The organism is Bacillus amyloliquefaciens DSM 7 = ATCC 23350, assembly GCF_000196735.1.
Taxonomy (GTDB): Bacteria; Bacillota; Bacilli; order Bacillales; family Bacillaceae; genus Bacillus; species Bacillus amyloliquefaciens.
Window position 1 is genome coordinate 2,110,632 of the sequence record NC_014551.1, and the last position, 22,855, is coordinate 2,133,486.

Annotated in this window: 22 protein-coding genes and 1 pseudogene; 7 read left to right on the forward strand and 16 right to left on the reverse strand. The window is 45.5% G+C overall.

Features of this window, described 5'->3' with window-relative positions:
* Nucleotides 1-6: 6 nt before the first annotated feature.
* The 7 genes from sucA to cdaS all read right to left on the reverse strand — a co-directional run bounded on the left by sucA (nt 7) and on the right by cdaS (nt 10,149).
* Nucleotides 7-2,841 carry a 2-oxoglutarate dehydrogenase E1 component gene (sucA, locus tag BAMF_RS30725; RefSeq protein WP_013352533.1) on the reverse strand — a complete coding sequence of 945 codons (2,835 nt, stop codon included), beginning with the start codon at nt 2,839-2,841 and terminating at the stop codon, nt 7-9.
* 226 nt (nt 2,842-3,067) lie between these two features.
* Nucleotides 3,068-4,984 (reverse strand): vWA domain-containing protein, encoded by a 1,917-nt coding sequence (locus tag BAMF_RS30730; protein ID WP_013352534.1) that lies wholly within the window; start codon nt 4,982-4,984, stop codon nt 3,068-3,070.
* Nucleotides 4,985-4,994: 10 nt separating this feature from the next.
* The gene (locus BAMF_RS30735; RefSeq protein WP_013352535.1) at nt 4,995-5,885 is read right to left on the reverse strand and encodes an AAA family ATPase; all 891 of its coding nucleotides are present in this window, start codon (nt 5,883-5,885) and stop codon (nt 4,995-4,997) included.
* Between the two features lie 77 nt (nt 5,886-5,962).
* Nucleotides 5,963-6,553: a superoxide dismutase family protein gene (locus BAMF_RS30740; RefSeq protein WP_013352536.1), complete on the reverse strand. Its 591-nt coding sequence runs from the start codon at nt 6,551-6,553 to the stop codon at nt 5,963-5,965.
* Nucleotides 6,554-6,633: 80 nt separating this feature from the next.
* Nucleotides 6,634-7,872, reverse strand: coding sequence for a C40 family peptidase (locus tag BAMF_RS30745; protein ID WP_013352537.1), 1,239 nt, complete (start codon nt 7,870-7,872; stop codon nt 6,634-6,636).
* 320 nt (nt 7,873-8,192) lie between these two features.
* A complete protein-coding gene (locus BAMF_RS30750) occupies nt 8,193-9,404 on the reverse strand; it encodes a macrolide family glycosyltransferase (RefSeq protein WP_013352538.1) in 1,212 nt (403 codons plus the stop codon).
* A 118-nt stretch (nt 9,405-9,522) separates the two neighbouring features.
* Nucleotides 9,523-10,149 (reverse strand): sporulation-specific diadenylate cyclase CdaS, encoded by a 627-nt coding sequence (cdaS, locus tag BAMF_RS30755; RefSeq protein WP_013352539.1) that lies wholly within the window; start codon nt 10,147-10,149, stop codon nt 9,523-9,525.
* 277 nt (nt 10,150-10,426) lie between these two features.
* Between cdaS and BAMF_RS30760 the strand changes: the two genes are divergently transcribed.
* Both BAMF_RS30760 and BAMF_RS30765 read left to right on the forward strand, forming a co-directional pair.
* Nucleotides 10,427-11,788, forward strand: coding sequence for an MATE family efflux transporter (locus BAMF_RS30760; RefSeq protein ID WP_013352540.1), 1,362 nt, complete (start codon nt 10,427-10,429; stop codon nt 11,786-11,788).
* A gap of 12 nt (nt 11,789-11,800) precedes the next feature.
* Entirely contained in the window at nt 11,801-12,637 is an 837-nt protein-coding gene (locus BAMF_RS30765; RefSeq protein ID WP_013352541.1) for an STAS domain-containing protein, read from the forward strand.
* Nucleotides 12,638-12,672: 35 nt separating this feature from the next.
* On the opposite strand, the gene bshB2 is transcribed toward BAMF_RS30765, so the two are convergent.
* From bshB2 to rarD, 4 genes are all read right to left on the reverse strand, one after another.
* A complete protein-coding gene (bshB2, locus tag BAMF_RS30770) occupies nt 12,673-13,338 on the reverse strand; it encodes a bacillithiol biosynthesis deacetylase BshB2 (protein ID WP_013352542.1) in 666 nt (221 codons plus the stop codon).
* 17 nt (nt 13,339-13,355) lie between these two features.
* Nucleotides 13,356-13,706, reverse strand: a complete 351-nt coding sequence (locus BAMF_RS30775) for a YojF family protein (RefSeq protein WP_007407960.1) — start codon at nt 13,704-13,706, stop codon at nt 13,356-13,358.
* Nucleotides 13,703-13,981 (reverse strand): hypothetical protein, encoded by a 279-nt coding sequence (locus BAMF_RS30780; protein ID WP_013352543.1) that lies wholly within the window; start codon nt 13,979-13,981, stop codon nt 13,703-13,705. The genes BAMF_RS30775 and BAMF_RS30780 overlap by 4 nt, the downstream gene beginning before the upstream one ends.
* 67 nt (nt 13,982-14,048) lie before the next feature.
* Nucleotides 14,049-14,891: an EamA family transporter RarD gene (gene rarD, locus BAMF_RS30785; protein ID WP_232469739.1), complete on the reverse strand. Its 843-nt coding sequence runs from the start codon at nt 14,889-14,891 to the stop codon at nt 14,049-14,051.
* Between the two features lie 151 nt (nt 14,892-15,042).
* Between rarD and BAMF_RS30790 the strand changes: the two genes are divergently transcribed.
* Nucleotides 15,043-15,507, forward strand: coding sequence for an Hsp20/alpha crystallin family protein (locus BAMF_RS30790; protein ID WP_013352545.1), 465 nt, complete (start codon nt 15,043-15,045; stop codon nt 15,505-15,507).
* A gap of 33 nt (nt 15,508-15,540) precedes the next feature.
* Here BAMF_RS30790 and BAMF_RS30795 read toward each other — a convergent pair whose 3' ends face one another.
* Nucleotides 15,541-15,780, reverse strand: a complete 240-nt coding sequence (locus BAMF_RS30795) for a hypothetical protein (protein ID WP_013352546.1) — start codon at nt 15,778-15,780, stop codon at nt 15,541-15,543.
* Between the two features lie 200 nt (nt 15,781-15,980).
* Here BAMF_RS30795 and BAMF_RS30800 point away from each other — a divergent pair, with 200 nt between their 5' ends.
* A complete protein-coding gene (locus BAMF_RS30800) occupies nt 15,981-16,370 on the forward strand; it encodes a tautomerase family protein (RefSeq protein ID WP_013352547.1) in 390 nt (129 codons plus the stop codon).
* Between the two features lie 335 nt (nt 16,371-16,705).
* Here the strand turns inward: BAMF_RS30800 and BAMF_RS30810 are convergent, their stop codons facing one another.
* The gene (locus BAMF_RS30810; protein ID WP_014470291.1) at nt 16,706-17,050 is read right to left on the reverse strand and encodes a winged helix-turn-helix transcriptional regulator; all 345 of its coding nucleotides are present in this window, start codon (nt 17,048-17,050) and stop codon (nt 16,706-16,708) included.
* Nucleotides 17,051-17,179: 129 nt separating this feature from the next.
* Between BAMF_RS30810 and BAMF_RS30815 the strand changes: the two genes are divergently transcribed.
* Nucleotides 17,180-17,788, forward strand: a complete 609-nt coding sequence (locus BAMF_RS30815; protein ID WP_041481647.1) for a nitroreductase family protein — start codon at nt 17,180-17,182, stop codon at nt 17,786-17,788.
* Between the two features lie 118 nt (nt 17,789-17,906).
* Here the strand turns inward: BAMF_RS30815 and BAMF_RS30820 are convergent.
* Nucleotides 17,907-18,431: pseudogene (locus BAMF_RS30820) on the reverse strand (alpha/beta hydrolase); the annotation flags it as partial.
* Between the two features lie 4 nt (nt 18,432-18,435).
* Nucleotides 18,436-19,359, reverse strand: a complete 924-nt coding sequence (locus BAMF_RS30825; RefSeq protein ID WP_013352551.1) for a ring-cleaving dioxygenase — start codon at nt 19,357-19,359, stop codon at nt 18,436-18,438.
* A gap of 185 nt (nt 19,360-19,544) precedes the next feature.
* On the opposite strand from BAMF_RS30825, the gene BAMF_RS30830 reads away from it, so the two are divergent.
* Both BAMF_RS30830 and BAMF_RS30835 read left to right on the forward strand, forming a co-directional pair.
* A complete protein-coding gene (locus tag BAMF_RS30830) occupies nt 19,545-19,745 on the forward strand; it encodes a DUF3311 domain-containing protein (RefSeq protein WP_013352552.1) in 201 nt (66 codons plus the stop codon).
* Complete coding sequence (locus BAMF_RS30835) at nt 19,745-21,235, forward strand: sodium:solute symporter family protein (RefSeq protein ID WP_013352553.1); 1,491 nt, start codon at nt 19,745-19,747, stop codon at nt 21,233-21,235. The genes BAMF_RS30830 and BAMF_RS30835 overlap by 1 nt, the downstream gene beginning before the upstream one ends.
* Before the next feature lie 36 nt (nt 21,236-21,271).
* Here BAMF_RS30835 and BAMF_RS30840 read toward each other — a convergent pair whose 3' ends face one another.
* Entirely contained in the window at nt 21,272-22,750 is a 1,479-nt protein-coding gene (locus BAMF_RS30840) for a glycoside hydrolase family 30 protein (RefSeq protein ID WP_013352554.1), read from the reverse strand.
* Nucleotides 22,751-22,855: the final 105 nt, after the last annotated feature.

Below are 22,855 nucleotides of genomic sequence, written 5' to 3' on the forward strand. Positions count from 1 at the left end.
TCCCCCTTAGTTTTTGCGAGTCAAGCTATCAGATACAATGCGTTCCTGTTCTTTTTTGTGGACAGTCGGATCTCCTTCTGCGGGACTGGATCGTCTTCTTCGGCCGATGTATTGAACATTTACTCCTTTTGGCGCGATTTCCGTCAGATACGGGCTGATATAACTCCATGCCCCCATGTTCTGCGGCTCTTCCTGAACCCAAACGATCTCTTGCAAGTTCGGCAGTTTGGCGAAAAGCTCTTTCGCGTCTTTTGCCGGGAACGGATACAGCTGTTCGATTCTGGCAATATGAAGCCAATCCTTATCGCCTTCCATTTTGTTGAAGTGATCGCTGATGTCAATTGACACTTTTCCGCTTGATAATACGACGCGAGTCACTTTTTCATAAGCATGGGAAAGACCGGATTGCTCATAGACAGGCTTGAATCTGCTTTCGCTCAGCTCCTGTACTTCAGATACCGTATTCGGGTTGCGGAGCAGGCTCTTCGGCGTCATGATCACAAGCGGACGGATTTCCTCACGAAGCAGCATTTTCGCTTGTCTTCTTAAAATATGGAAATACTGAGCCGCACTTGTCAGGTTGGCCACCGTCCAGTTGTTTTCCGCCGCCAGCTGCAGGAACCGTTCGACGCGTCCGCTGGAGTGTTCAGGCCCCTGTCCTTCGTAACCGTGAGGAAGCAGCATGACTAATCCTGATTTTTGTCCCCATTTTGCCCGTCCTGCAGATATAAATTGATCAAAATAGACTTGAGCCGCATTGGCAAAGTCCCCGTACTGCGCCTCCCACATCACAAGAGTTTCAGGCGAATACACGTTGTATCCATACTCAAAACCGAGAACCGATCCTTCAGAAAGCGGGCTGTTATGCACCGCAAATGAAGCAGCGCAGTCGTCTAAATGATGGAGTGCAACAAATTCTTTGCCTGTTTCGCTGTCATGCAGCACAAGGTTTCTTTGAGCGAACGTTCCGCGCTCTGAGTCCTGCCCGGTCAGCCGGATCGGAGTGCCGTCTTTCAAAATGGAAGCAAACGCAAGCGATTCAGCCAATGACCATTCCACTTTACGGTCATCATCAAACGCTTTTGCACGTCTTTCCAAGATTCTTTTCAGCTTGCCGAACACGTTAAAGGATTCCGGCCAATTGATGAGTTCGCCGTTCAGCTTGCGGAGAACATCAAAATCAATGGCTGTGTCAACGTCAGGAAAACCGTTGGATACCGGTTCCGGCAATTCGATTTCCCGTACGGCATCTTCTTTTTTGGCGGGCACCTTTTTATAGGCGTCTTCAATTCGTTTTGTCACTGTCGCTTCAATGTTTTGCGCTTTTTCCTCGCTGATCAGTCCTTCACTTACGAGTTTTTCCGCAAAGATCCGCTTGACAGTCGGGTGTTTTCTCACGGCGTCATACAGCATCGGCTGTGTCGTGGACGGCTCATCCATTTCATTGTGGCCGTACCGTCTGTACCCGATTAAATCGATTAAGAAATCTTTATTAAACCGCTTCCGGTATTCAACCGCAAATTTAACGGCTGACAGGCACGCTTCAGGATCATCGGCGTTGACGTGAACGATCGGGATTTCATAACCCTTCGCCAAATCACTGGCATATTTCGTAGAGCGTGATTCATCGCTTTCAGTTGTAAAGCCGATCATATTATTGGCGATGATATGAATGGCCCCACCGACCTGATAGCCTTTCAAAGAGCTTAAGTTCAGCGTCTCAGCGACAATTCCTTCTCCCGGGAACGCTGCGTCACCGTGAATTAAAATGGCGAGCGATTTTGTTTCGTCTTGAACCGGGTACCCCTTTTGCGTTCTTGTTTCCTGTGCCGCCCTCGTGCTTCCTTCAACAATCGGATTGATGAATTCCAGATGGCTCGGGTTATTTGCAAGCGTAATCCGGGCGCTTTTGGTTTCAGCATCCTGTAACTGTCTGTCTGCACCGAGGTGGTATTTTACGTCTCCCGTCCAGCCGTAGCTGATTCCGGTCGAGCCTTCAGACGGTACAAGGTCTTTATTCGGCGCGTGCTGGAATTCTGAGAAAATAATCTCATACGGTTTGCCGAGCACATGCGCGAGCACATTTAAGCGGCCCCTGTGCGCCATCCCGATATTGACATTGGTTGTGCCTGCTTTCACAGACTGGGCGATAATGTCGTCAAGAACAGGCACAAGCGCGTCTAATCCCTCAATTGAGAAACGCTTCTGGCCGACGAATGTCCGGTGTAAAAATTGTTCAAATCCTTCTACTTCCGTCAGTCTTTCTAAAACGGCTGACAGTTTTTCCGGTGAATTTTTCCGGAACAGTTCTCCGGATTCGACCATTTTTGTAATCCATGCCCGCTCTTCGAAATCATGCACATGGTCAAATTCGAAGGAGATGGTTCTTTTATACGTATTGCGTAAATGCTGGATGGCTTCTAAGCCGTTCGTTATATTGGCAGGTGCGTCTTTACAAATGACAGACGCGGGTATTGCTTTCATTTCTTCTTCTGTAAGCCCGTACTCGGATAACGGAAAGAGCTCGCTCTTTTTTTGATCCTTTCTGAGCGGATTGACGGAAGCGTTCAGATGGCCATAGGTTCGAATATCTTCTGCAAGTTTAACTGCTGATGCGATCTTTTGAATCAGATCTGCGGTGACTCGTCCCTGTTCCTTTGTTCCCGATGCCTCTTTTATTTGGCTTGGCGGAGCGCCGAGTTCGTCAAACATGTCTTTCAGATCCGGATCAATGCTGTCTGGATCTTCAGCATATTGGTCGTACAGCTCCAGTGCGTAGCCGAGGTTCGGTCCGTAAAAATCTTCCCAATTCATTCTTTGTTTCATATTATTTTGAAACATTTGAATATTACCCCCAACCTAGATAATCAAGTGATCAATTCACTATCTTGAAATAACTTTTGAACGCTGTGCCCAAAATTATGTAATAAAAACGCTTCCAAGGGTATTTTACCATTGATTGCGTTTGGATTCTACCTTGATTGTTCACAAAATAGTAAAAAAACAGATCCATAACGAAAAAATTAAATCATTTTAAAATAAAAAGCGAAAAAGCATAGGAAAAAGCCTATCCTATGCTTTTATGAAGCAGTTTTTTCAAGAGCGGATACAGCACATCAGGCAGCTGATCGACATCCGGAACAAAAATACTGTACTTTCCGTACATATCCTGAATGGTTTTCATCTGTGATTCTTCTATCGCAGTATTGGACAGAAAAACATTTATGACTTCTATCCCTCTTTTTCTCGCTTCGATGACAGCCTCGCTCGTATCGACGATGCCGTTTTGTTCGTAGCCGAATGCCGCCGGCTCTCCATCTGAAAACACGATTAAAAACTTTTGCGCCTCACTCCGCCGCATCAGCTGTTTCGTCATTTGTCTGATGGCATATCCGTCTCTGTTATCTTCCTCCGGCGCAAGCTGCATGATCAGCGGTCCCGCCGCCTGCAGCAGCGACTCTTCAAACGGAATCACGGTATTGAAGAAATTCGGCTGGCTCGTTTCGGTCGCTTCGTTTGTATCCTCCCAAAATCCGACGATTTGGTGCGGGACGGACACTGATTTCAGGGCTTCATGGAATAGAACAATCCCTCTTTTTGTTTCATCCATTTTGTCGAACATGCTGGCCGAACAATCGACAAGCAACGTAAAAACGGCGTCAATTTCCGAAGAGGGGTCTTGCTTTTTATAGAAAAGACGCGGATTCCGTTCCGTAAAGTAGCGGAGCAGCTTGCGATTCAGCCGGCCCGCGTGAAGGTCGGTCCGCGGGAGCGTTTTTTTGTGTTCAAGTATCTTTTGTATCATCTGCTTCAGGCGTTTTTGATATGATTCTATCGTTTTCGCCTGTTCTTTATAAGACTGCTCCTCCTCGGGCGATGCTTTATGAGGTGTTTGGTAAACCGGGAAAGCGAACTTGTTTTCTTTTCCGTCGGCAAGCCCCGCGCCCTCATGTTCATCCTGTCTGGATTCAAGCGCCTCAAGCTTGGAGTAATCCTCTCTTTTCGTCTGCCGTGCGGAGCCTTGAACGGAGCCGAGCGCCTGATCACCGTCATCTCCTTCTCTGGCGGCGTCTTTCCCAATATCTGATTTCGCGCCGTGCTCAATATCAAATTGAAGGAAACTTTTTGACGGCGCTTCGGTTTCCCGATGCCACGTATTCATTTTCTCTTCATGGATATCTTCATCTCCGTCGGAAGACTCAGGGAGCGTGATGTCGTCGCTTAATGACGGCGCTCTTTTGATGCTTTCGAATAAAGGCTCTTCAGCCGCTCTCTCGTAATCAAGTTCCGGCAGAAAAAAGTATGTGTTCAGCATATCTTTCTCCAGCACTTCATCAAGGCCTTCCATGAGGTCTTCTGTTATTCTTGCGATCTCTTTCGTAGAATCCGCCTCATACACCCTGATGAGCTGGCGTTCAATATACGGTATCATCATATCAATATCTTCCTGCATGGAAGGAATGCCTTCAAGCGGAGACTCCGCCGTCAGCTTGACAAATATCGCGCAATACAAAGCGTCAGTGAAAATGCTTCGTTCTAAATTCAGTGTCAGCTGCGTTGTGAAATGTTTCCTGTACATCTCCCTTCGCTTCTGAAATACACGTTTCGTCCCCGGCCGCTCTTTTTTGATCAGCTCTTCAATTCTGATATCCTCAAGCAGCATGAACAGCTGCTTTGCAAAGCTTTGGCGGTTGAAGCGCCGGTGAACGTCATTTAAAAACCCGGCAAATTCCCGGAATGAGCTGCTGCGTGTGCCGACAGCGCGCAAATACACATCGCTTTTCAAGCCGGCTTCCATATCCCCGGCTGACCTGTCTTTCCAAAAGTGGCTCATATAAATTTTCTTTTCAAAGGGATTGTAGTAAGACTGCACGCCGTATTCCACTTCCACTTCACTGCTTCTGGTCAGTGTTTTGGCCAGATCAGTCAGCATCATGAACAAAAACGAATCGATCGTGCTGTCGTTAAATTTGATAAACTTCATTGTACATTCCTCATTCGAACAGCGTTTCTGCAATATTTCTGACAGCGGCTTTTTCCCTGTCGTCATCAAGTTTTTCCACAATGCCTCTTTCAATCGCCCGTTTCGGCGGAATGTACGCAGCCAAGTCGCACGTATCAATGAGAGCCCTGATGGACGCCGCTTCCTCTGACACTTGCCCGTTATGCGCTTGTGCGATTAAATCAGAAGACAATGTCATAAAGCGCTCAATTAATTTATCATCTTTTAAAACAGATTGAGAGGTCAGAACCTGTTTCAGAAGGCTTCCTTTAATATACGGCACATCAATAATGACAAAACGGTTTTTAAGGGCTTCGTTCAGCGGCACGGTGCCGACATAGCCTTCATTAATAGCGGCGATGACACCGAATCCTTCGTTTGCCTTAACCACTTCTCCTGTAAACGGGTTTGTCATCATTTTTCTGTAATCAAGCACGCCGTTCAGAATCGGAAGGGTTTCAGGCTTCGCCATATTGATTTCGTCAATGTATAAAAAATGTCCCTCGTTCATTGCGGTTGTTACAGGTCCGGGAACGAATTCAATTGTCGCCTGGCCCTGTTCATTTTCAATCGTTTTATAGCCGACAAGCGCTTCTGCATCGAGGTCTACGGAGCAGTTGACGCTGTGCATCGGTTTATGAAAATAGTTCGAAAGCGTTTCCGCCAATTTTGTTTTCCCTGAACCCGTCGGTCCTTTTAATAGAATATTTTTTCCCATTGTCAAAGCGATGACCGCATCGAATATAATCGCTTTATCTTCGGCTTCATAGCCCGATGATCCGATTAAATCCTGAAATTCTTGGGAAACGGGATGATTTTGATAAGCTTGCAGTTTGTTTTGTATATCTTCCGGCAGTGATAAGTGCTGTAATTCTGAAGTCATAGGTGATGTTTCCTTTCCATTTGGATTCCATAACCGAGTATACTAAAAAAGCCCTTGTATTCTCAATACAAAAGGGCTTATTCCCTGCGGGCGCTTTTTTTCAGAGGAGCGCAGGCGATTCTGGCTCCGGAATTTCCGCTCGGGTTTGTTAAATAATCGTCCGTATGTTCATGAATGATGAACGCGCTCCCGTCCCGGTCAAGCAGGCTGAGTCTGCTCCCTTCTTTTAACGAAGTTTGCGGCGCATTCATAATGACATCCACTTTACCGTCGGCACCCACTTCAAGATTGGGAAGATCTCCGGCGTGATGCCCCATCGGGTTGTTGAAGCCGTGTTCTTTATTCAAAGGGTTGAACGGCCCGCCGGCTGATTCGAAATCAGGTGTCTGACACACCCCTTTTTCATAAATGTGAAATCCGAGAGAAGCGCCGGGGGGCAGATGATCCGCCGATATATGAATGTCTGACCCTTCATCATCAGATTCTTTCACTTCAATATAACCGATATTTTTTCCGTTTTGATTGATGAGTCCGGCATGCTCACGGTATGCGGACGCTTCCAACGCGCGGCTTTCTCCATGTTTTTTGGACGGAACAGGAGCGGGTCCGCCCCCGCAGCCGCAAAGCGTGATTGATGCGAGCATGAGAAAAAACAAGAGACGATTCATGGTTTCTCCCCCTTATTTTTACCCATCAGTCTTGTCAAAACGTAAAAATGATAAACAAAAAAAGCCCCGAAAGGCTTTTTTTAAAAATAACTGCGTGCTCCTAAATAAGCTTTTTTCCAATATGGATTGCTTAAGTTTGAAACTTCAACCCCAGAGGAGCTGGCGTGAATGAAATCTCCTCCGCCCAAATAAATTCCCATGTGCGAAGGGCCCGCTTTATATGTCGTAAAAAAGACGAAGTCGCCTGCTGACGGCTGGCTGATATGTTTCATTGTATTCCAGTATCCGGCCGTGCTCAGACGGGAAACGGAGCCTACCTTATTTAAGAGGTAATAGATATAGCCGCTGCAATCGAATCCCGCAGGCGTATTGCCCCCCCAGCGGTAAGGCACGCCGACATATTTTTTCGCTTCGCCAATCATTCTGTCAATCTTTGATCCTGTCACCGGAGGTTCCGGAGTATTTGGTTTGTTTGGCTTGGCCGGTTTGTTTTCCGGCTGGCGCACAGGGTCTTCTGTTTTTTCCGTCCCGTTAATCACCAGAACTTGTCCGATTTGAAGCACATCAGTTGTCAGTTTATTTTTTTCTCTGATGAGCTGGGCGGTGATGCCGAACCGATTGGCAATTTTCCAGAGGGAATCGCCTGGTTTTACTTTGTAAGTGGATGGCTTCTCAGAAGGGTTTGAATGAGATGGCGGTGTTGCGCCGCTGTTTCCGTTATGTGAAGAGCCTTTGGTTTTTAATACTTGATTCGGATACAGCATGTCTGACGTTAATTGATTCAGCTTTTTCAATTCAGCTATCGTAATGCCGATTTGATTGGCGATTTTCCACAGCGAGTCACCCGGTTTTACAGTGTAAGTCCCTGATGCGCCTTTATCAGGCTTTGTCTGTTTGCCGCCTCTGTCCGTGCTGCCGGCGGAACCTTTAACTTTCAGTTTTTGGCCCGGATAGATGACATCTGAACTCAAACGGTTCAGGCTTCTCAGCTCAGAAACACTCATGCGGTATTTTTTTGCGATCACCCATAAGGAATCTCCGTATGTAACTGTATAAGCACCTGTGCTTTTTTTTCCTTTTTGGTCCGTTTTATGTGTGCTGCCATCAGGAATATTCAGCCGCTGTCCGGGGTGAAGTATTGTAGATTTCAATTTATTTTCCGTCTGGAGGGCTGAAATGCTTGTATGATATTGTCGGGAAAGCTTCCAAAGAGAGTCGCCGCTTTTTACTTGGATGGTTTTTGCTTCAGCGGGATGCACGGCGAAGGTTGAAGTCATTACTGCAGATACAGCCAGACCGGCTGCGATTTTTTTCTTCATATAACGAAAAACCTCCTATTTATCATTGCTGAAAGGGACGTTCCTTTTCTTTGAACGCCGTCTGTTATTCAGAATTCATTCAGAAGTCGACATCATTTCTGTTTCATTTGACCTTAGATCATCACCAATGCCACACATTTTACATAAATTGAGAAGATTTCACAAAAGACTTTGGAATCATTTTCATAACATGGCTTTTTTCCGCGACATTCCACCTTTCTTGTCTGTTTTTCATACAATTCTCTTTGTGTCAGGAAAAATCCTTCCCGAAAAACAACCAAAAAAACCCGCTTCCTATAAAGGAAACGGGAGATGGCTGATTACAGAACCCGGGTCTCGGCAGTTTTTACGTCTTCCAATATCAACTCTGCTGCACGCTGTGCTCCCCCGGCCGCTTTCAGGGATTCTCCGATTTCATCAGCTTTTTTCTGATATTCAGGGTTTTCGCTCAACTCTTTTATTGCTTCAGTGAGCAGTTCCGCCGTCACATTTTCTTTTTTAAACATCTTGCCCGCGCCTGTGTTTTCCACTTGGCTTCCGACGGCGAACTGATCAGCGCCCATCGGAATGACGATCATCGGGGTTTTGAAGTAAAGCCCTTCGCTCGTACTGTTCATTCCGCCGTGCGTGATAAATAAGTCCGCTCTCTTTAAGATCTCAAGCTGCGGAACATAAGGCTTTACAATAACATTCGCCGGGATTTCATCAAGCTCCGCCGGATCAAGATGTTTGCCGATTGACATGACGACTTTTCCTTTAAAGTCCCTGACCGCTTTTAAGCATTTATTAAACAATTCCTTCTGGTTGTTAAAAATCGTACCCATTGAAATAAACAGGACGTTTTCTCCTTCAAGCTGTTCAAACGGAAAATCATGAGCGGCCGCCCTGTCAGTTATGGACGGACCGACAAAGAGGTAAGAATCACCGAACTCTTCTTCTTTCGGCTGAAAAGCTCTTGAAGTAAACACGATGGTTTTTCTGCCGTCATTTGAGAAAATATCATACGGCGTTTTAATGTCTGCGCTGAATTCTTCATTGAGCAGGCTGACCGCTTCGGTATAAGCCGGATAATGGGATGATTCCTCTGATACAAGGTTTGTATTTGAGAAGACCTCTTTAATAAATGCTTCATTCATTGCAAATGTCGTGCAAAGTGAATATGCCGGCAGTTTCAGCATGTTTCTCACGAGCCTGCCTGCCAGAAAATGATGATCATACATGATGTAGTCGTAGGATTCATCTTTTACTTCCTCAAGAATACGGAGTGCGGCTTTTTTAGAAGTCTCAATCATTAATAGCAAAAACTCTGTAGCGTCCCGCTGTTCATCACCCGTTGCGTTTTTTCCGAATTCATCTTTCCGGAAATCCTCATATTCACGGAATTCCGCTCCGCTTGCCGCGATTTTGTTCTCATATTCCTTCACGCCGTAATATACGACATGTTCGCCCTTTGCCTTTAATTCTTTTACAACGCCTAAAGACGGGTTAATATGGCCTTCTCCCGGAAAACCGATCATCAATACATTTGCCATCTTTCCACTCCCTATTCTTTTAAATTTTATGTATATTTAAACGATAACATCAATACAGAAAAAGGTAAAGATGTTCACTTCATTAATATTAAATAGGTACAATATTCCCATTTTCTTATTATTTCGTGTGAAGCGCCCGCGGCGAAACAAGCGGATACAGTCCGCCGTCTTTAGCAAAGGACATTTTTCCCGTTTCTTCTGAAACAACGAGGACGAGTGCATCAGTCACGGCTGAAAGCCCCATCGCGGCCCTGTGGCGCGTTCCGTATTTAAGATCAACATTTTTTGTTGTGAGCGGAAGCACATTGGCTGCTGATACCACACGGTTTTCTCTCACCAATACGGCTCCGTCGTGAAGCGGATTGCCGGGATAAAAAATACTTTCAATTAAAGCTGAACTGATCTCGGCATGCAGACTTGTCCCTTTTTGTATCATTCCGTCCAGCGGTTCTGTACGTTCAATCACAATCAGCGCCCCATGCTTTTCTTCTGCCAGATGCTGCACGGCTTTCGCCAGCTCTATATAGGAAGGCGTAAAATGTTCGATATATGACTGCAGGTAAAATGACGAAGCAATAGCCTGCATTTCCTGAAAGGTATGTCCCAGTTCATCTAGTTCGCAAAGAAGGCATTGATCTTTTTCATCCAATGTCCCCAGTATCATTGCGGCATCCTCCGTAATTTGTTTCAAATACGTTTGAACGGCAGCGGTAAACGCACTTTCCGACATTTGAATGTGTTGCATGTCACTTCAGCTCCTTTCCCTTATTTTCTGCATCGCGCGCATGGATATGCGCCGCAGTGTGCACGATAATTATGAAAGGAGGCGGACTTGATATGGAATTCGCACGACTGATGCAGTATATTTGCACCTTTTTAGGGGTCATTTCACTTTCATTCATTTATGCCAAGATGTTTAAAAGGCCGAAACCGGATAAAAAAGAGTAGACCGGGCCTCATTGCTTTTTATACATAAAATGTTATAATTTCTCTCGTTAAAATAAAGAAACGGGGAACCTAACTTGAGAGAAACAAACACGATCGGCCAAAAGGTCAGACAGCTGTTACATATCTTTATTCCGATTTTAATTACACAGGCGGGTCTTTCTTTGATTACCTTTTTGGATACGGTGATGTCAGGGAAAGTGAGCGCCGCTGATTTAGCCGGCGTTGCAATCGGTTCAAGCCTGTGGACACCGGTTTATACGGGGCTTGCAGGAATATTGATGGCCGTTACGCCCGTTGTATCGCAGCTGTTTGGAGCCGGCAGACAAAAGGAAGCGCCGTTTTCCGTCATCCAGGCCGTTTATGTAGCAGCCATTCTCAGTGCGGCAGTTATCGTTATCGGCTTTTTGACTGTTGATTTGATTTTGGGACATTTGGGCCTGGAACCGCATGTCCGGACGATCGCCAAACACTTTTTAGGATTTTTATCCCTCGGCATTTTTCCTTTGTTTGTCTACGCCGTTTTGCGATCGTTTATTGATGCGCTCGGCAAAACGAGAATCACTATGCTTATTACGCTCTGCTCATTGCCTATCAATTTTGTCTTGAATTATGTGTTTATTTTCGGGAAATTCAACATGCCGGCATTGGGCGGAGTCGGTGCGGGTCTTGCCTCCGCCCTGACTTACTGGTGTATTTGCGCCATCAGCTTTTTTATCGTCTGCAGATTTGAGCCGTTTGCCGGATACTCTGTATTTCGGAAGCTGTACCGGTTTTCTCCGTCAGAATGCAGAAAGCTTTTGAAAATCGGGTTGCCGATCGGTTTTGCCGTATTTTTTGAAACGAGCATTTTTGCGGCTGTCACACTGCTCATGAGCCATTTCCAGACGGTGACGATTGCAGCCCATCAGGCGGCAATGAATTTTGCTTCCCTGTTGTATATGCTGCCGCTCAGCGTATCGATGGCGCTCACCATATTGGTCGGCTTTGAAGCAGGCGCAAAACGCTACAGGGATGCCCGTTCATACAGCTATATCGGGATTGTGATGGCCCTTTGTTTTTCTTTATGCACGGCGGCTTTCATTTTGCTGTTCAGACCGCAGATCGCCGGAATGTATACATCAGACCCGGACGTGCTCATTTTGACGCAGCATTTTTTAATCTATGCACTCTTTTTCCAGCTTTCTGATGCCGTAGCAGCTCCGATACAAGGCGCTCTGAGAGGATATAAGGATGTCAATTATACACTCGGTGCGGCGTTTGTTTCTTATTGGATCATCGGGCTTCCTCTCGGTTACGCAGTCGGCACCTGGACAAGCCTCGGGGCATTCGGCTATTGGATCGGGTTAATTGCAGGACTCGCCGCAGGAGCTGCCGGTTTATTCTTCAGACTGCTCAAGCTGCAAAAGCGTTATATGAAAAAAATGATGATTTCATAAAGGAGGCGCAGCATGCCAAAATATATACTGCTGTACGATTATTTAACCGAACGGGCAGAAGACATCAGTCAGACATGGTTTGATACCCTTCATGATACGGATCCTGATTCTGTTTACGCTTCTTCTGACCCGGCGGTGCTCACGAATCTGAAAAAACAAAATCTGGCGTTTAATTATCAAATCAATCGGATTTTTTCTGAGGAAAAAGAAGTTTATACGGCGGCATTGGAAAAGTGGGCGTTCGAAGCCGCACAGGATAAAGAACATTTAAAAACTCCTATCCATTACATCATTCGCGAGTTTATCAGAGTTCGTGATTTGTATGTCGGCCATGTGAAGCAGTTTACCAGACTGCATTCAGACACCGTGACAGAGGAAGATGCCGAAGATATATTCCATACGCTGATTAAATCATTTGATGTGGTCATTCATATTTTCATAGAGGAGATGTATAAAAACACAAACATTCAGCTTGAAGCTCAAAAAGAATTGATTACCGAACTGAGCTCACCTGTCATTGTGCTTTTTGACAACGTCGGACTGCTGCCTCTGATTGGGGATATTGACACGGCAAGGGCCAAAATGATCTTGGAGAATACGCTGCACCAGTGTTCAGAGAAGCGGATAACACAGCTGTACATTGATTTATCAGGCGTGGCCATGATTGATACGATGGTTGCCCAACAGCTTTTCACCTTAATTGAATCACTCGGAATGCTCGGCGTGAAAGCGACATTATCCGGAATCCGTCCTGAAATCGCCCAAACCGCGGTGCAGCTCGGACTTAGTTTTTCAAATTTGTCAATACGGTCTTCGCTCGCTGAAGCGATCGCTTCCGATCTGACGTAAAAAAGGATAAGGCTAAATGCCTTATCCTTTTTTTATCAGTCTTTCCACGGATATGTCCAATACACTTCTTCTTCAAACCAGGTCTGGAGAACCGGCTCATTATTTTTTATTTTTTCTTCCAGCTCTCTCAGCATGCCTTCCGTTTGAGTGCGGTGTGCTTTTAAGGCATTCATTTTAATATCGGCGACCTCTTTAATATCAAGAATAACATCAGGTTTGCCGACAGCTTCCTCCCTGTTACGGGTAATTGCCATGCAAAGCGTGCGCGGGCGGTCTTCTTTTTTCTTTCTGTAAAGCGCTCTGATGACCGCTTCGCCGCATGCATCATGATCCGGATGGACGCCGTGTCCAGGATAGAATGTGACAATCAGACTCGGTTTTACATCGTCGATAATCTCCTCCATCATATCCGCGAGCCACTCGTCATCTTCAAATTCAAGTGTTTTATCACGAAGCCCGAGCATTCTCAGGTCAGTGACGTCCATTGCCTTGCATGCGTCAATCAGCTCTTGCTTTCTTAACAGCGGCAGTGTTTCACGGTTCGCGAAAAAGGGATCTCCCATGTTCCGGCCCATTTCGCCAAGCGTTGCGCATGCGTACGTAACGGGAATATCTTTTTGTCTGTGTAAAGCAATCAGTCCTGCCACTCCGTATGATTCATCATCAGGGTGAGGCAGGATGACGAGTACATGTTCTTTCATGATTTTCACCCTTTTCTTTAAACTGTAAACGGTTTTTCGCTGATTTGAAGCGAAATCGCCAATTTACCGCCCGGCAGATGCCCTGCCATTAACAGGCGGTTTTCGTCATCCACTGTATATTCAGTCAAACCTTCTGCATAAATCCAGCCCTCTTCTGTTTTCAAACCGACGCGGTACGGGCCGTTTCCTTTGATTTTCGCCTGATGGTACGTCACTTTGGCATTGCGTATATAGGCTACAACCGTCATGTTTTTCTCATTCAGATGCGCTGAATAAGACCCGGTCGTTGTTTCCAAATGGATATATACAGGACGATCGGCATATCGTTCTAAAGAAGTTTGCACATCTTCTTTTATGATCGCTTTCATAGCTGCTCCCCTCTTTCTTCTCGTAAAAATTGCAAACGCTTCGTATGTAGTTCAACCAATTCATATTTCTCAATCGGCTGCAGCCGGGAATCTACAATTCGCTGCACCGCCAGAGCAAACTTTTCCTCGGGCGTCTTCCGGAGCCTCGGATGTGTTCTTTGATCAAGCAGTTCAAGATCAATTGCCTTCTCCGCTTCTTCAAGAGTTGAAGCCGGGAGTGTGCGGTTATTCCACAGTGCTTGATAAGCTTTGGCTATGTCTTTATCAGTGCCCATTGTACAGCTCCTTTACATACTCGTAATGATTATACATAATTTACGCTTCCGCTGGAAAGCGAAAGGCTTAGCGGCTTTTTAACGGCCGTTTCCATTTTATCTGTGAAAAGGTAAATAAGAGCAATGCCGCCCATATACAAATAAAAGTAAACGCTTTTTGACCGGAAAACGGTTCATGATACACAAATACGCCGAGCATAAGGGTGATGGTCGGCGATATATATTGCAAAATGCCGACTTGATACAGCGGCAGACGCTTTGCCCCCTCCGCAAACATTAACAGCGGCAGGGCCGTAAATACGCCTGCGAAAAAAAGCAGCGTCCATGTTCCTGCACCCAAAGACCCAGAAGCGTTCCCGTCAGCTGTATAACCTAAATAAATAAGGGCAGCCGGAGTAATCAGAAGCGTCTCCAGCGTCAGCCCGATCATACTGGACATGCGCGTTCTTTTTTTGCATAAGCCGTAAAGGCCGAAGCTGAATGCAAGCAGCAATGCGATATAAGGAACCGCGCCATACTGAAACGCAGAAATAATGACGGCCGCCCCGGCAATAGAAACGGCCGCCGCTTGCATCCTGTTCAGCTTTTCTTTTAAAAATAGGATGCCCAAAAGAACGGAAACAAGCGGATTAATATAGTACCCGAGACTTGCTTCAAGCAAAAAGCCGTGATTGACGGCCCATATGTACACAAACCAATTAACGGAAATTAAAACGGAAGCAAAAAACAGCGCCAGCAGGCCTCCTTCAGATTTCAAAAGACGCAGTTCACGCCATCCGGTTTTCCACTTCTTAAGAACAGTTAAAAGCACGCACATGAAGACAAACGACCATAAAATCCGGTGAGCTAAAATGTCCAGTGCGGGTATATGTTCAAGAAGTTTCCAATAGACCGGAAACAGCCCCCACATGGCGAAAGAACAAGCGGTATAAATGATTCCTTTTCTTGCGGTATTCCCTTCCACGGCCTTCCCCTTCCTTTCTGTAAACAGATTATATTATATCACGGGAAGCTTCCGGCGGGCATATACTATGTTGTCCGTTAAGAAAGGGTGAGATGCCGTGTTTGATTGGAACAGATATTTTCCCTTCCAAAATCAGTTCTCGAAAGAAACGTTTAAAAATGCTGATCCGAAAGATGTCGAGACCTATGTCAACCGAGTAATGGAAAGCGTATTCGGTGCCGATTATGCCGGGCAATTCCCTTTTCGTGATCCGATGTCGAAGAAAGCTGAGCCGGTCGAAGCAGAACCGCCCAAGCCGGAAATTGACATGTTTGAAACATCAGATCATGTTTTTGTGAAAATTCCCGCCGAACAGGATGAACTCGACCGGATCAGGATTAAGCATACGTCACACAGCCTTGTTGTAGAGAACAGCAGTCTGGCGGAGGGAAAAAAAGAAATCGTTCTTCCGAGCCTCGTCAAACGGAAAGGAACAAAAGCAGTCTACAAAGACGGGATGATTGAAGTCATGTTTTCAAAACAGGAAGACTACAATTTATCGGAAGTGGAGATTTTAAGATAAAAAAAACGGCCCGCGATATGGGCCGTTTTTTCTTTAATAAAATGGCGGATAACCGCCAACTCCCGGACCGAAACCGCCGTATGGGGCGCCTCCGTATCCGTAACCGGCGAAACCGTACGGATACCGGGGTCTCGTAAAACCTGTGGCAATCACGCCTCCGAGAAGGCCGCCTAAAAACCCGCCGAATAAAGGAGCGCCGAACAAAAAAGGACTTCTCGCCGGAAATCCGGCAGGTCCGAAATTCCCGCGATACAATGCATGACGAGGGTACATGTTTTTTCCTCCTTTATGTCTGCCTATTCTTAAAGGTATTCACAAAGTGAGGAAATTGATTGGGCGATTGTAAAACGATGTGTTCTCTCAACCATTACATCAATATATAAAATCATGGTTATAATTTGAATATCTTTTGATTAACTGTTATACTTTTTTCACAAACTGCGACAATATAAAACCAACAGGAGGAAAAAAATATGCCATTACTTCGTTTTGACGTCATTGAGGGACGGGATGACGCAGCATTAAAAAAATTACTGGATACCGCCCATGGCGCCATGGTTAAAGCGTTTAACGTCCCTGTAACAGACCGTTATCAGATCGTCCACCAGCATCCGCCCCATGAGCTCATCATTGAAGATACCGGGCTCGGATTCAAAAGAAGCAAAGACCTTGTCATCATCAGCATTGTCAGCAAAGCCCGCACCGAACATCAAAAAGAAACGTTGTATAAACTGATGGCTGAACAGCTTGAAACAGAATGCGGCATATCACCCGAGGACGTCATGATTTCCATTACAGAAAACGGGAACGCCGACTGGAGCTTTGGGCTTGGGGAGGCTCAGTTTTTAACCGGAAGTTTGTAAAACGCCGCCCGGCTTAGCTAGTGAGTTGTATGTATCCTTGTTTCGTATGCGGAAGTAAAGGATTAAAGAAAAGTCCTGTTTATAATGACATTCGATATCTGCTCCTGCTGCGGGATTGAGTCCGGCTATAGCGAGGTCTATGACGTAAGATTTGGTGTTACTGCAACGCCTTATCTTTTCATTGAAACAGCATTTCAGTTGTACTGGAAACATGGTTTTGAGGAAAGAATCTTCTCCGGGGGAATCATTTCCTTCTGGACATTTTTTTATATCAACGGTTTTTACGAAGAGTGAACATCATATTATGAAGAAAAGGCTGCCTTTGGCAGCCTTTGTTATTCATGGCATGTTTCGTCTTTGACAGATGCCCCGGGCTCGCAAAAACTGTCTGCCCATTTTTGCATTTCCTGAAAAACGGCTTGCAGGGCCATGCCTTTATCAGTCAGCTTGTAAATGACTTTGACAGGTGTTTCAGGCAGCACCTGGCGCTCGATGATTTCATTTTGTTCCAGCTCTTTGAGCCGCTCCGCGAGCATTTTTTGGCTGATCGTCGGTATGGTTTCGGTCATATCTTTAAAACGTTTCGGCCCGTCCATCAGTACATGAATAATAAGGCCGTTCCAGCGCTTTCCCAAAAGCGAAAAAGCGGATTCCATTTTAGGACACATTGTATATCCCACGTAAGTTCATCCCTTCATCTATGAATTGACAAGTTTTCTGTAATCCATTAAAATTAGTTCCCGAGTTACATTTAGTAAGCTTCTAACTTTTCTATTATGATAACACGTTTATCCGAAGGAGGAAACATGATGACATCCGTATTAGACGTTTTAAAAGAACGCGCATCCGTTAAAGAATACGATAAAGATGCGGTCATTACAAAAGAGGAATTAACAGAACTTCTGGACATTACGACGCAAGCCCCATCTGCCTGGAACCTTCAGCATTGGCATTTCCAAGTATTCCACAGTGATGAAGCAAAAGCCGCCCTGCTACCGGTTGCTTTCAATCAAAAACAGATTATTGATTCATCAGCAGTCATTGCCGTATTAGGCGACTTAAAAGCAAACGAAAATGGTGTAGAAGTTTATTCTGAACTGGCTGAGCAAGGCAATATCACAGAAGAGATTAAACAGACGCTGTTAGGCCAGATTAACGGCGCATACCAAAATGAACAGTTTGCCCGTGATTCAGCATTTTTAAACGCTTCTTTAGCAGCGATGCAGCTGATGCTTGCTGCTAAAGCAAAGGGCTATGACACTTGCGCGATCGGCGGATTCAATAAAGAGCAATTCGTTAAGGAATTCGACGTGAGTGAACGTTTCGTGCCCGTCATGCTGATTTCAATCGGTAAAGCCGTTAAACCGGCGCACAAAAGCAACCGGTTGCCTGTATCACAAGTGTCAACTTGGCTGTAAGCCGAAAAAAACCTTAGTCCGCTTATGCAGACTAAGGTTTTTTTATAAGAATCGCTCACTACCAAATTCGTGCCTGCTCGGCTTCCTGCTGTGTGAGCTGATGGCCGCCCTCCTGTCAAACAAGAGAAACGGATGCACCAGCATCTGTCAGATACTGATAAAGCTCCTCCGATTCTTCTTTTGTACACAGCGGATCCCGTTTTCCTGCCCCGATAAAAACAGGCTGCCCTGCCATATCAGGGAGCTTCACTCCGCGAATCGGCACCATGGGATGATGCAGAATCGCTCCTTTCAGTACGTCTTTGTAATGAAACAAAAGACTCGCTGCAATGTTGGCGCCGTTTGAATAGCCGGCAGCAATCACTTTTTCTCTGCTAAATCCGTACATTTGCGCCGCTTCATCGATAAAATTCTTTAATTCTTCCGTCCGTTCAATTAAATCTTTCTCGTCAAATACGCCTTCTTTCAGCCGCTTAAAAAAACGGGGCATGCCGTTTTCAAGCACTGATCCTCTGACCCCGAGCAAACTTGCATTCGGGTCGATAAAACGTCCGAGTGAGAGGAGATCATGTTCATTTCCCCCCGTTCCGTGCAAAAGCAGCAGGACATTTTCTGACGTTCCCTGTTCAAACACATGTTTCATTAGATCAATCTCCTTTCACCATTTTGGGTAGAATGGCGGTAATTTGACTGCGGTGCTCTTCCAGCCATTCCGGAAGCTTCAGCTCTGTTCCGAGATTTTCAAAGGATTCATCCGTCATAAAGCCCGGTTCATCGGTTGCCATTTCAAATAAAATGCCGCCGCTTTCTCTGAAATAGATTGATGTAAAGTAAGACCTGTCAAGAATGTCAGATGAAGCAAGATGAGAATCAGCAAGAATGTCCTTCCATTCCGCCTGCTCTTTTTTGGTGGTGCGGAATGCGACATGATGCACTGTCCCGTAACCGCCGGCACCTGCTTCTTTCGGTGCAAGGTCAACATCTATGATATGTCCGATCCGTGCCTCCGATTGCAGTCTGACAATCTGATTTTCTTCTCCTGTCTTGGAATAACCGAAGCGTTCCATCAGAAATTGAATGGTTGCTTCAGGACGGTACGAGTACAGAAGAACACCTCTCATGCCTGTAATCGCTTCTTTTTCAGTAATTCCCGAAGGGGTCCATTCACTCTGTCCGCTTCTTTCATCTTCCATTATGGCAAGCGGCAGATCTTCTGTATCATCAAAGAGGAGAACTTGTTCAGACAGCATGGTCTCCTCTATTACAGATACGCCGTTTTCTTCAAGCCGGCGCTGCCAAAACGGGAGTGCTCCTTTCGGCACAGAGAAATAAATTCTTCCGGCCTGTCCTTTTCCCACGGTTCCCGGGCGGCTTCCCTGAAAAGGGAAAAATGTAATAATCGTGCCCGGTTCTCCGTTTTGGTTGCCGAAATAAAAATGATATGTGGCCGGGTCATCAAAATTAACGGTTTTCTTAACGAGCCGCAAGCCCAATACTTCAGTATAAAACCGAAGATTTTCAGCAGGATCTTTCGCAAATGCGGTAACATGCTGTAATCCTTGTGTATTCATTGTACTCACTCCTAAATATCTTGAATTCAAGATATTAATTATTTTAATTTAATATGAATGTTGTTGCAACTAAAGTGTTTTAATTAAAAAAATTATAGAATTCTTTTTTTTCTGAAAAATATCTTGTGATCTTATCTGACAACTGCTATGATAAGGAGCATTATCAGGGTTCAGGAGGAAAGTAAATGGTCAGAAAAGCACTAATTTTCATTCTTATTTTAATCCCTTTCAGCCAGCTGGCCTTTCTGTCAGTCGCTAATCGGGTTCATCCGATCATTATCGGGCTGCCTTTTTTTCATTTCTGGCTGCTTTTATGGATCGCAGTCACTCCTTTATGTTCGTTTCTTATTTATAGGCTGCAGAAGAAGCAAGGAGGATTGGACTGATGCCCGCAAATATAACAGCATTGATCATTACTGCCATCATCGTTTTAACTGTTGTCTGCATCGGCTTTATAGCCGGGAGAGACAAATCATCACGCACTTCTGTTGAGGAATGGTCTGTCGGCGGCAGACGGTTCGGGGGGCTCCTCGTCTGGTTTTTAGTCGGTGCGGACCTTTATACGGCTTATACGTTTTTAGGCTTGACCAGCACCGCCTATACAGGGGGAAGTGTTGCCTTTTTTGCAATCCCGTATTCTGTTTTGGCGTATTTTATTGCTTATTTCTTTTTGCCGAAGCTGTGGAAAGTGGCAAAAATCCACAAATTAACGACACTTGCCGATTACGCCCGTGAGCGCTTTGACAGTAAGCTTTTGGCAAGTCTTGTCGCCATTGTCGGCGTTCTTATGCTCATTCCTTATATCTGTCTCCAGCTGAGCGGCATTCAGGATACGCTTCAGGTGGCCGGAACGGGTGTCATAAATGTCAATATGGTCGTTATCATTTCCTTTATGCTTGTAGCGCTGTATACCTTTTTCAGCGGAATTAAAGGGCCGACGTTTACGGCTATTATTAAAGACATCCTGGTGTGGGTGATTATGCTGTTTATGGTCGTGTCACTCCCGCTGATCCATTTTCACGGCTGGACGCCGATGATTGACACGTTGGCGGAAAAAGCGCCGCAAATGCTGACGATTCCTACCGCGGGGCCGAAAGGAATTCCTTGGTTTATCACCGCTTCCATCGTATCTGCGCTGGCGCTCTTTATGTGGGCTCATGCGGCGACTGGCGTATTCACGGCAAAAAGCGCAGATGCCGTCCGCAAGAACAGCATGTTTCTGCCGCTTTATAATATTGTTTTGATTCTTGTTATTTTTCTCGGGTTTATCGCGTTTCTTGTCCTGCCGGACGATACCAATCCACGGCTCGCTTTATTGAAGCTGATCCAAATGTCTTACGGAGGGGTCGCTCAGGGCTTTGCTTACTCCACGATCGCTCTTGCGTCTTTGATTCCCTGCTCTATCATGGCGATCGGAGCATCAAACTTATTTGCGAATAACTTATATCGGGATTTGATTCATCCGAACGTATCACAAAGCAAGCTGACGATCATCACCCGTTCAATGGTATTTGTCGTCATCGGGCTCGCGCTATTATTCGGCATGCTGTTCCCGACGGCGCTCGTTACGCTCCAGCTTCTCGGTGTTTCCGGCATGGTTCAGATTTTTCCGGCTATCGCCGTCAGTCTGTTTTGGAAAAATCAGACGAAGGAAGCAACCATCATCGGACTTCTCGTCGGTCTTATTGTGACATTCACCGTAAACATCACCCAATCGGCCCACGGTGTTTATGAAGGCTTCTGGGGTTTGACTGCTAACATGGCAGCCGTTATCATCCTGAACCCGTTTTTTGTAAAAAAAGCGGCTTCAAACGCTGTCAAAGACGGTTTATTCGGAAAAGCGCCCTCTGATAAAATGAATCAAAAAGGCGCTTAACAGAAAGAAGCCGGCACGTAAATGTGCCGGCTTTTTTTACTTTTTGTGCTGCCATTTGTAGGTAGCGACGGTTTTAGCCGGGATAACGGCTTCGAACTGCCGATCCTCTGAAACGACATGGAATTTTTGCTCCGCAGATGTCTGGTTGATCACGACTGTTACAATGGATTGATCAGGATTAAGAAACGATACGTTCGAAACTGTGTTTTTGGAGCCGTAATTACTTTCTATCCGTTTTGCTCCGCGGTCGACAAATTTTGAAAAGTTGCCTGTCATATGATAGATCGGGATATTCCAATAGCGGTCAGGATTTTTAGCGTCCTGAATAAACAGCGTCGGATCCGGGGTGCCTATCCAATGATGCGTCTTAATTTGACTGTCGAGCATCGTCACCCACGCATTGTAGCTGGACGCGCCGTTGCGGAAATACTGCGCGATCCGGTCCGCTCCTTCTGTCCCCCAGACAGACCGCTCCGTTAAGTGAATAGATTTATCAGGATATCGCCTTCCGATTTCCGACATGACGGAAAGGTCTCCGTCATAATCATGAAAAGCAATGCCGTCTGCCGCCTGGTTTCCTTTTTTATCATCTAAAATCGGCGGAATATAGTTCCACGCCCCGCTTGCATTGTGATCATAAATCCAAATTTTCGTGTCAATTAAATGTTTCTTCATTTCTTTTTTTAAGGCCTGCGCCAGTTTGCGCTGCTGAGACGGCGGCATATACATGCTCGGATAGTCAATTTCCAGCAAAGGTTCATTTTGAAGAGTCATCGCATAAATCGGGATCCCTTGCTTTTCGTACGCTTCAATAAATTTGCGGAAATAAACGGCCAGCTCGCTGATATATTTATCTTTCAGCTTTCCTCGCTTGAGATTTTTATTCGTTTTCATCCATGCGGGCGGGCTCCACGGTGAGGCAATGATTTTCAGCTTCGGATTTATCGCCAGCGCTTCCTTGATGGTTGCTGTAATGTGTAAATCAATATCCTTTTGAATCGAGAAATGTCTGAGCTTAGGATCTTTTCGGCCTTCAGGCATATCGTCATACGTATAAAATTCCTGGGCCGTAAAATCTGATGTCCCTATCGTTATGCGCATGACGTCCATGCCGATGCCTTCATTGGGATCAACCAGTTTTTTCAACACTTCTTTTCTTTTTCCGGGCGACATTTTCGATAAATTAGAGATAGTGGATTCTTCCAGAGATGATCCTATGCCTAATACACTTTGATAGCGGTGCGACGGATCAATATACACGGCAGTGGAGTCAGAAGCCTTCTTTTTTGTCAAAGTCAGTGGGGTTTGTTCATCTAAGGCGTATTTCACTTCTTTCGGACCGTCATACCATGTACGGGAAGCCGGATCTTTTTCCGAACTGTACCACACCCTTACTTTGTTTTTGTCCGGAGCTTTCCGATCAGTCGCATACACTTCGGTTTCCATGCTGCCTGATAATAAAAAAGAAAGCAAAAGAAAAGCCAGCGTCATGTACAGACCTTTTTTAAAAAACATAACCTCATCATCCCCTTCCTGGGTTTTATAAAAGATTCAGAATGAAAAGCCGGACAGTCACCTCCTTTCCACCAAAATGAATGCGCTTTCAAAAATACTGATAAA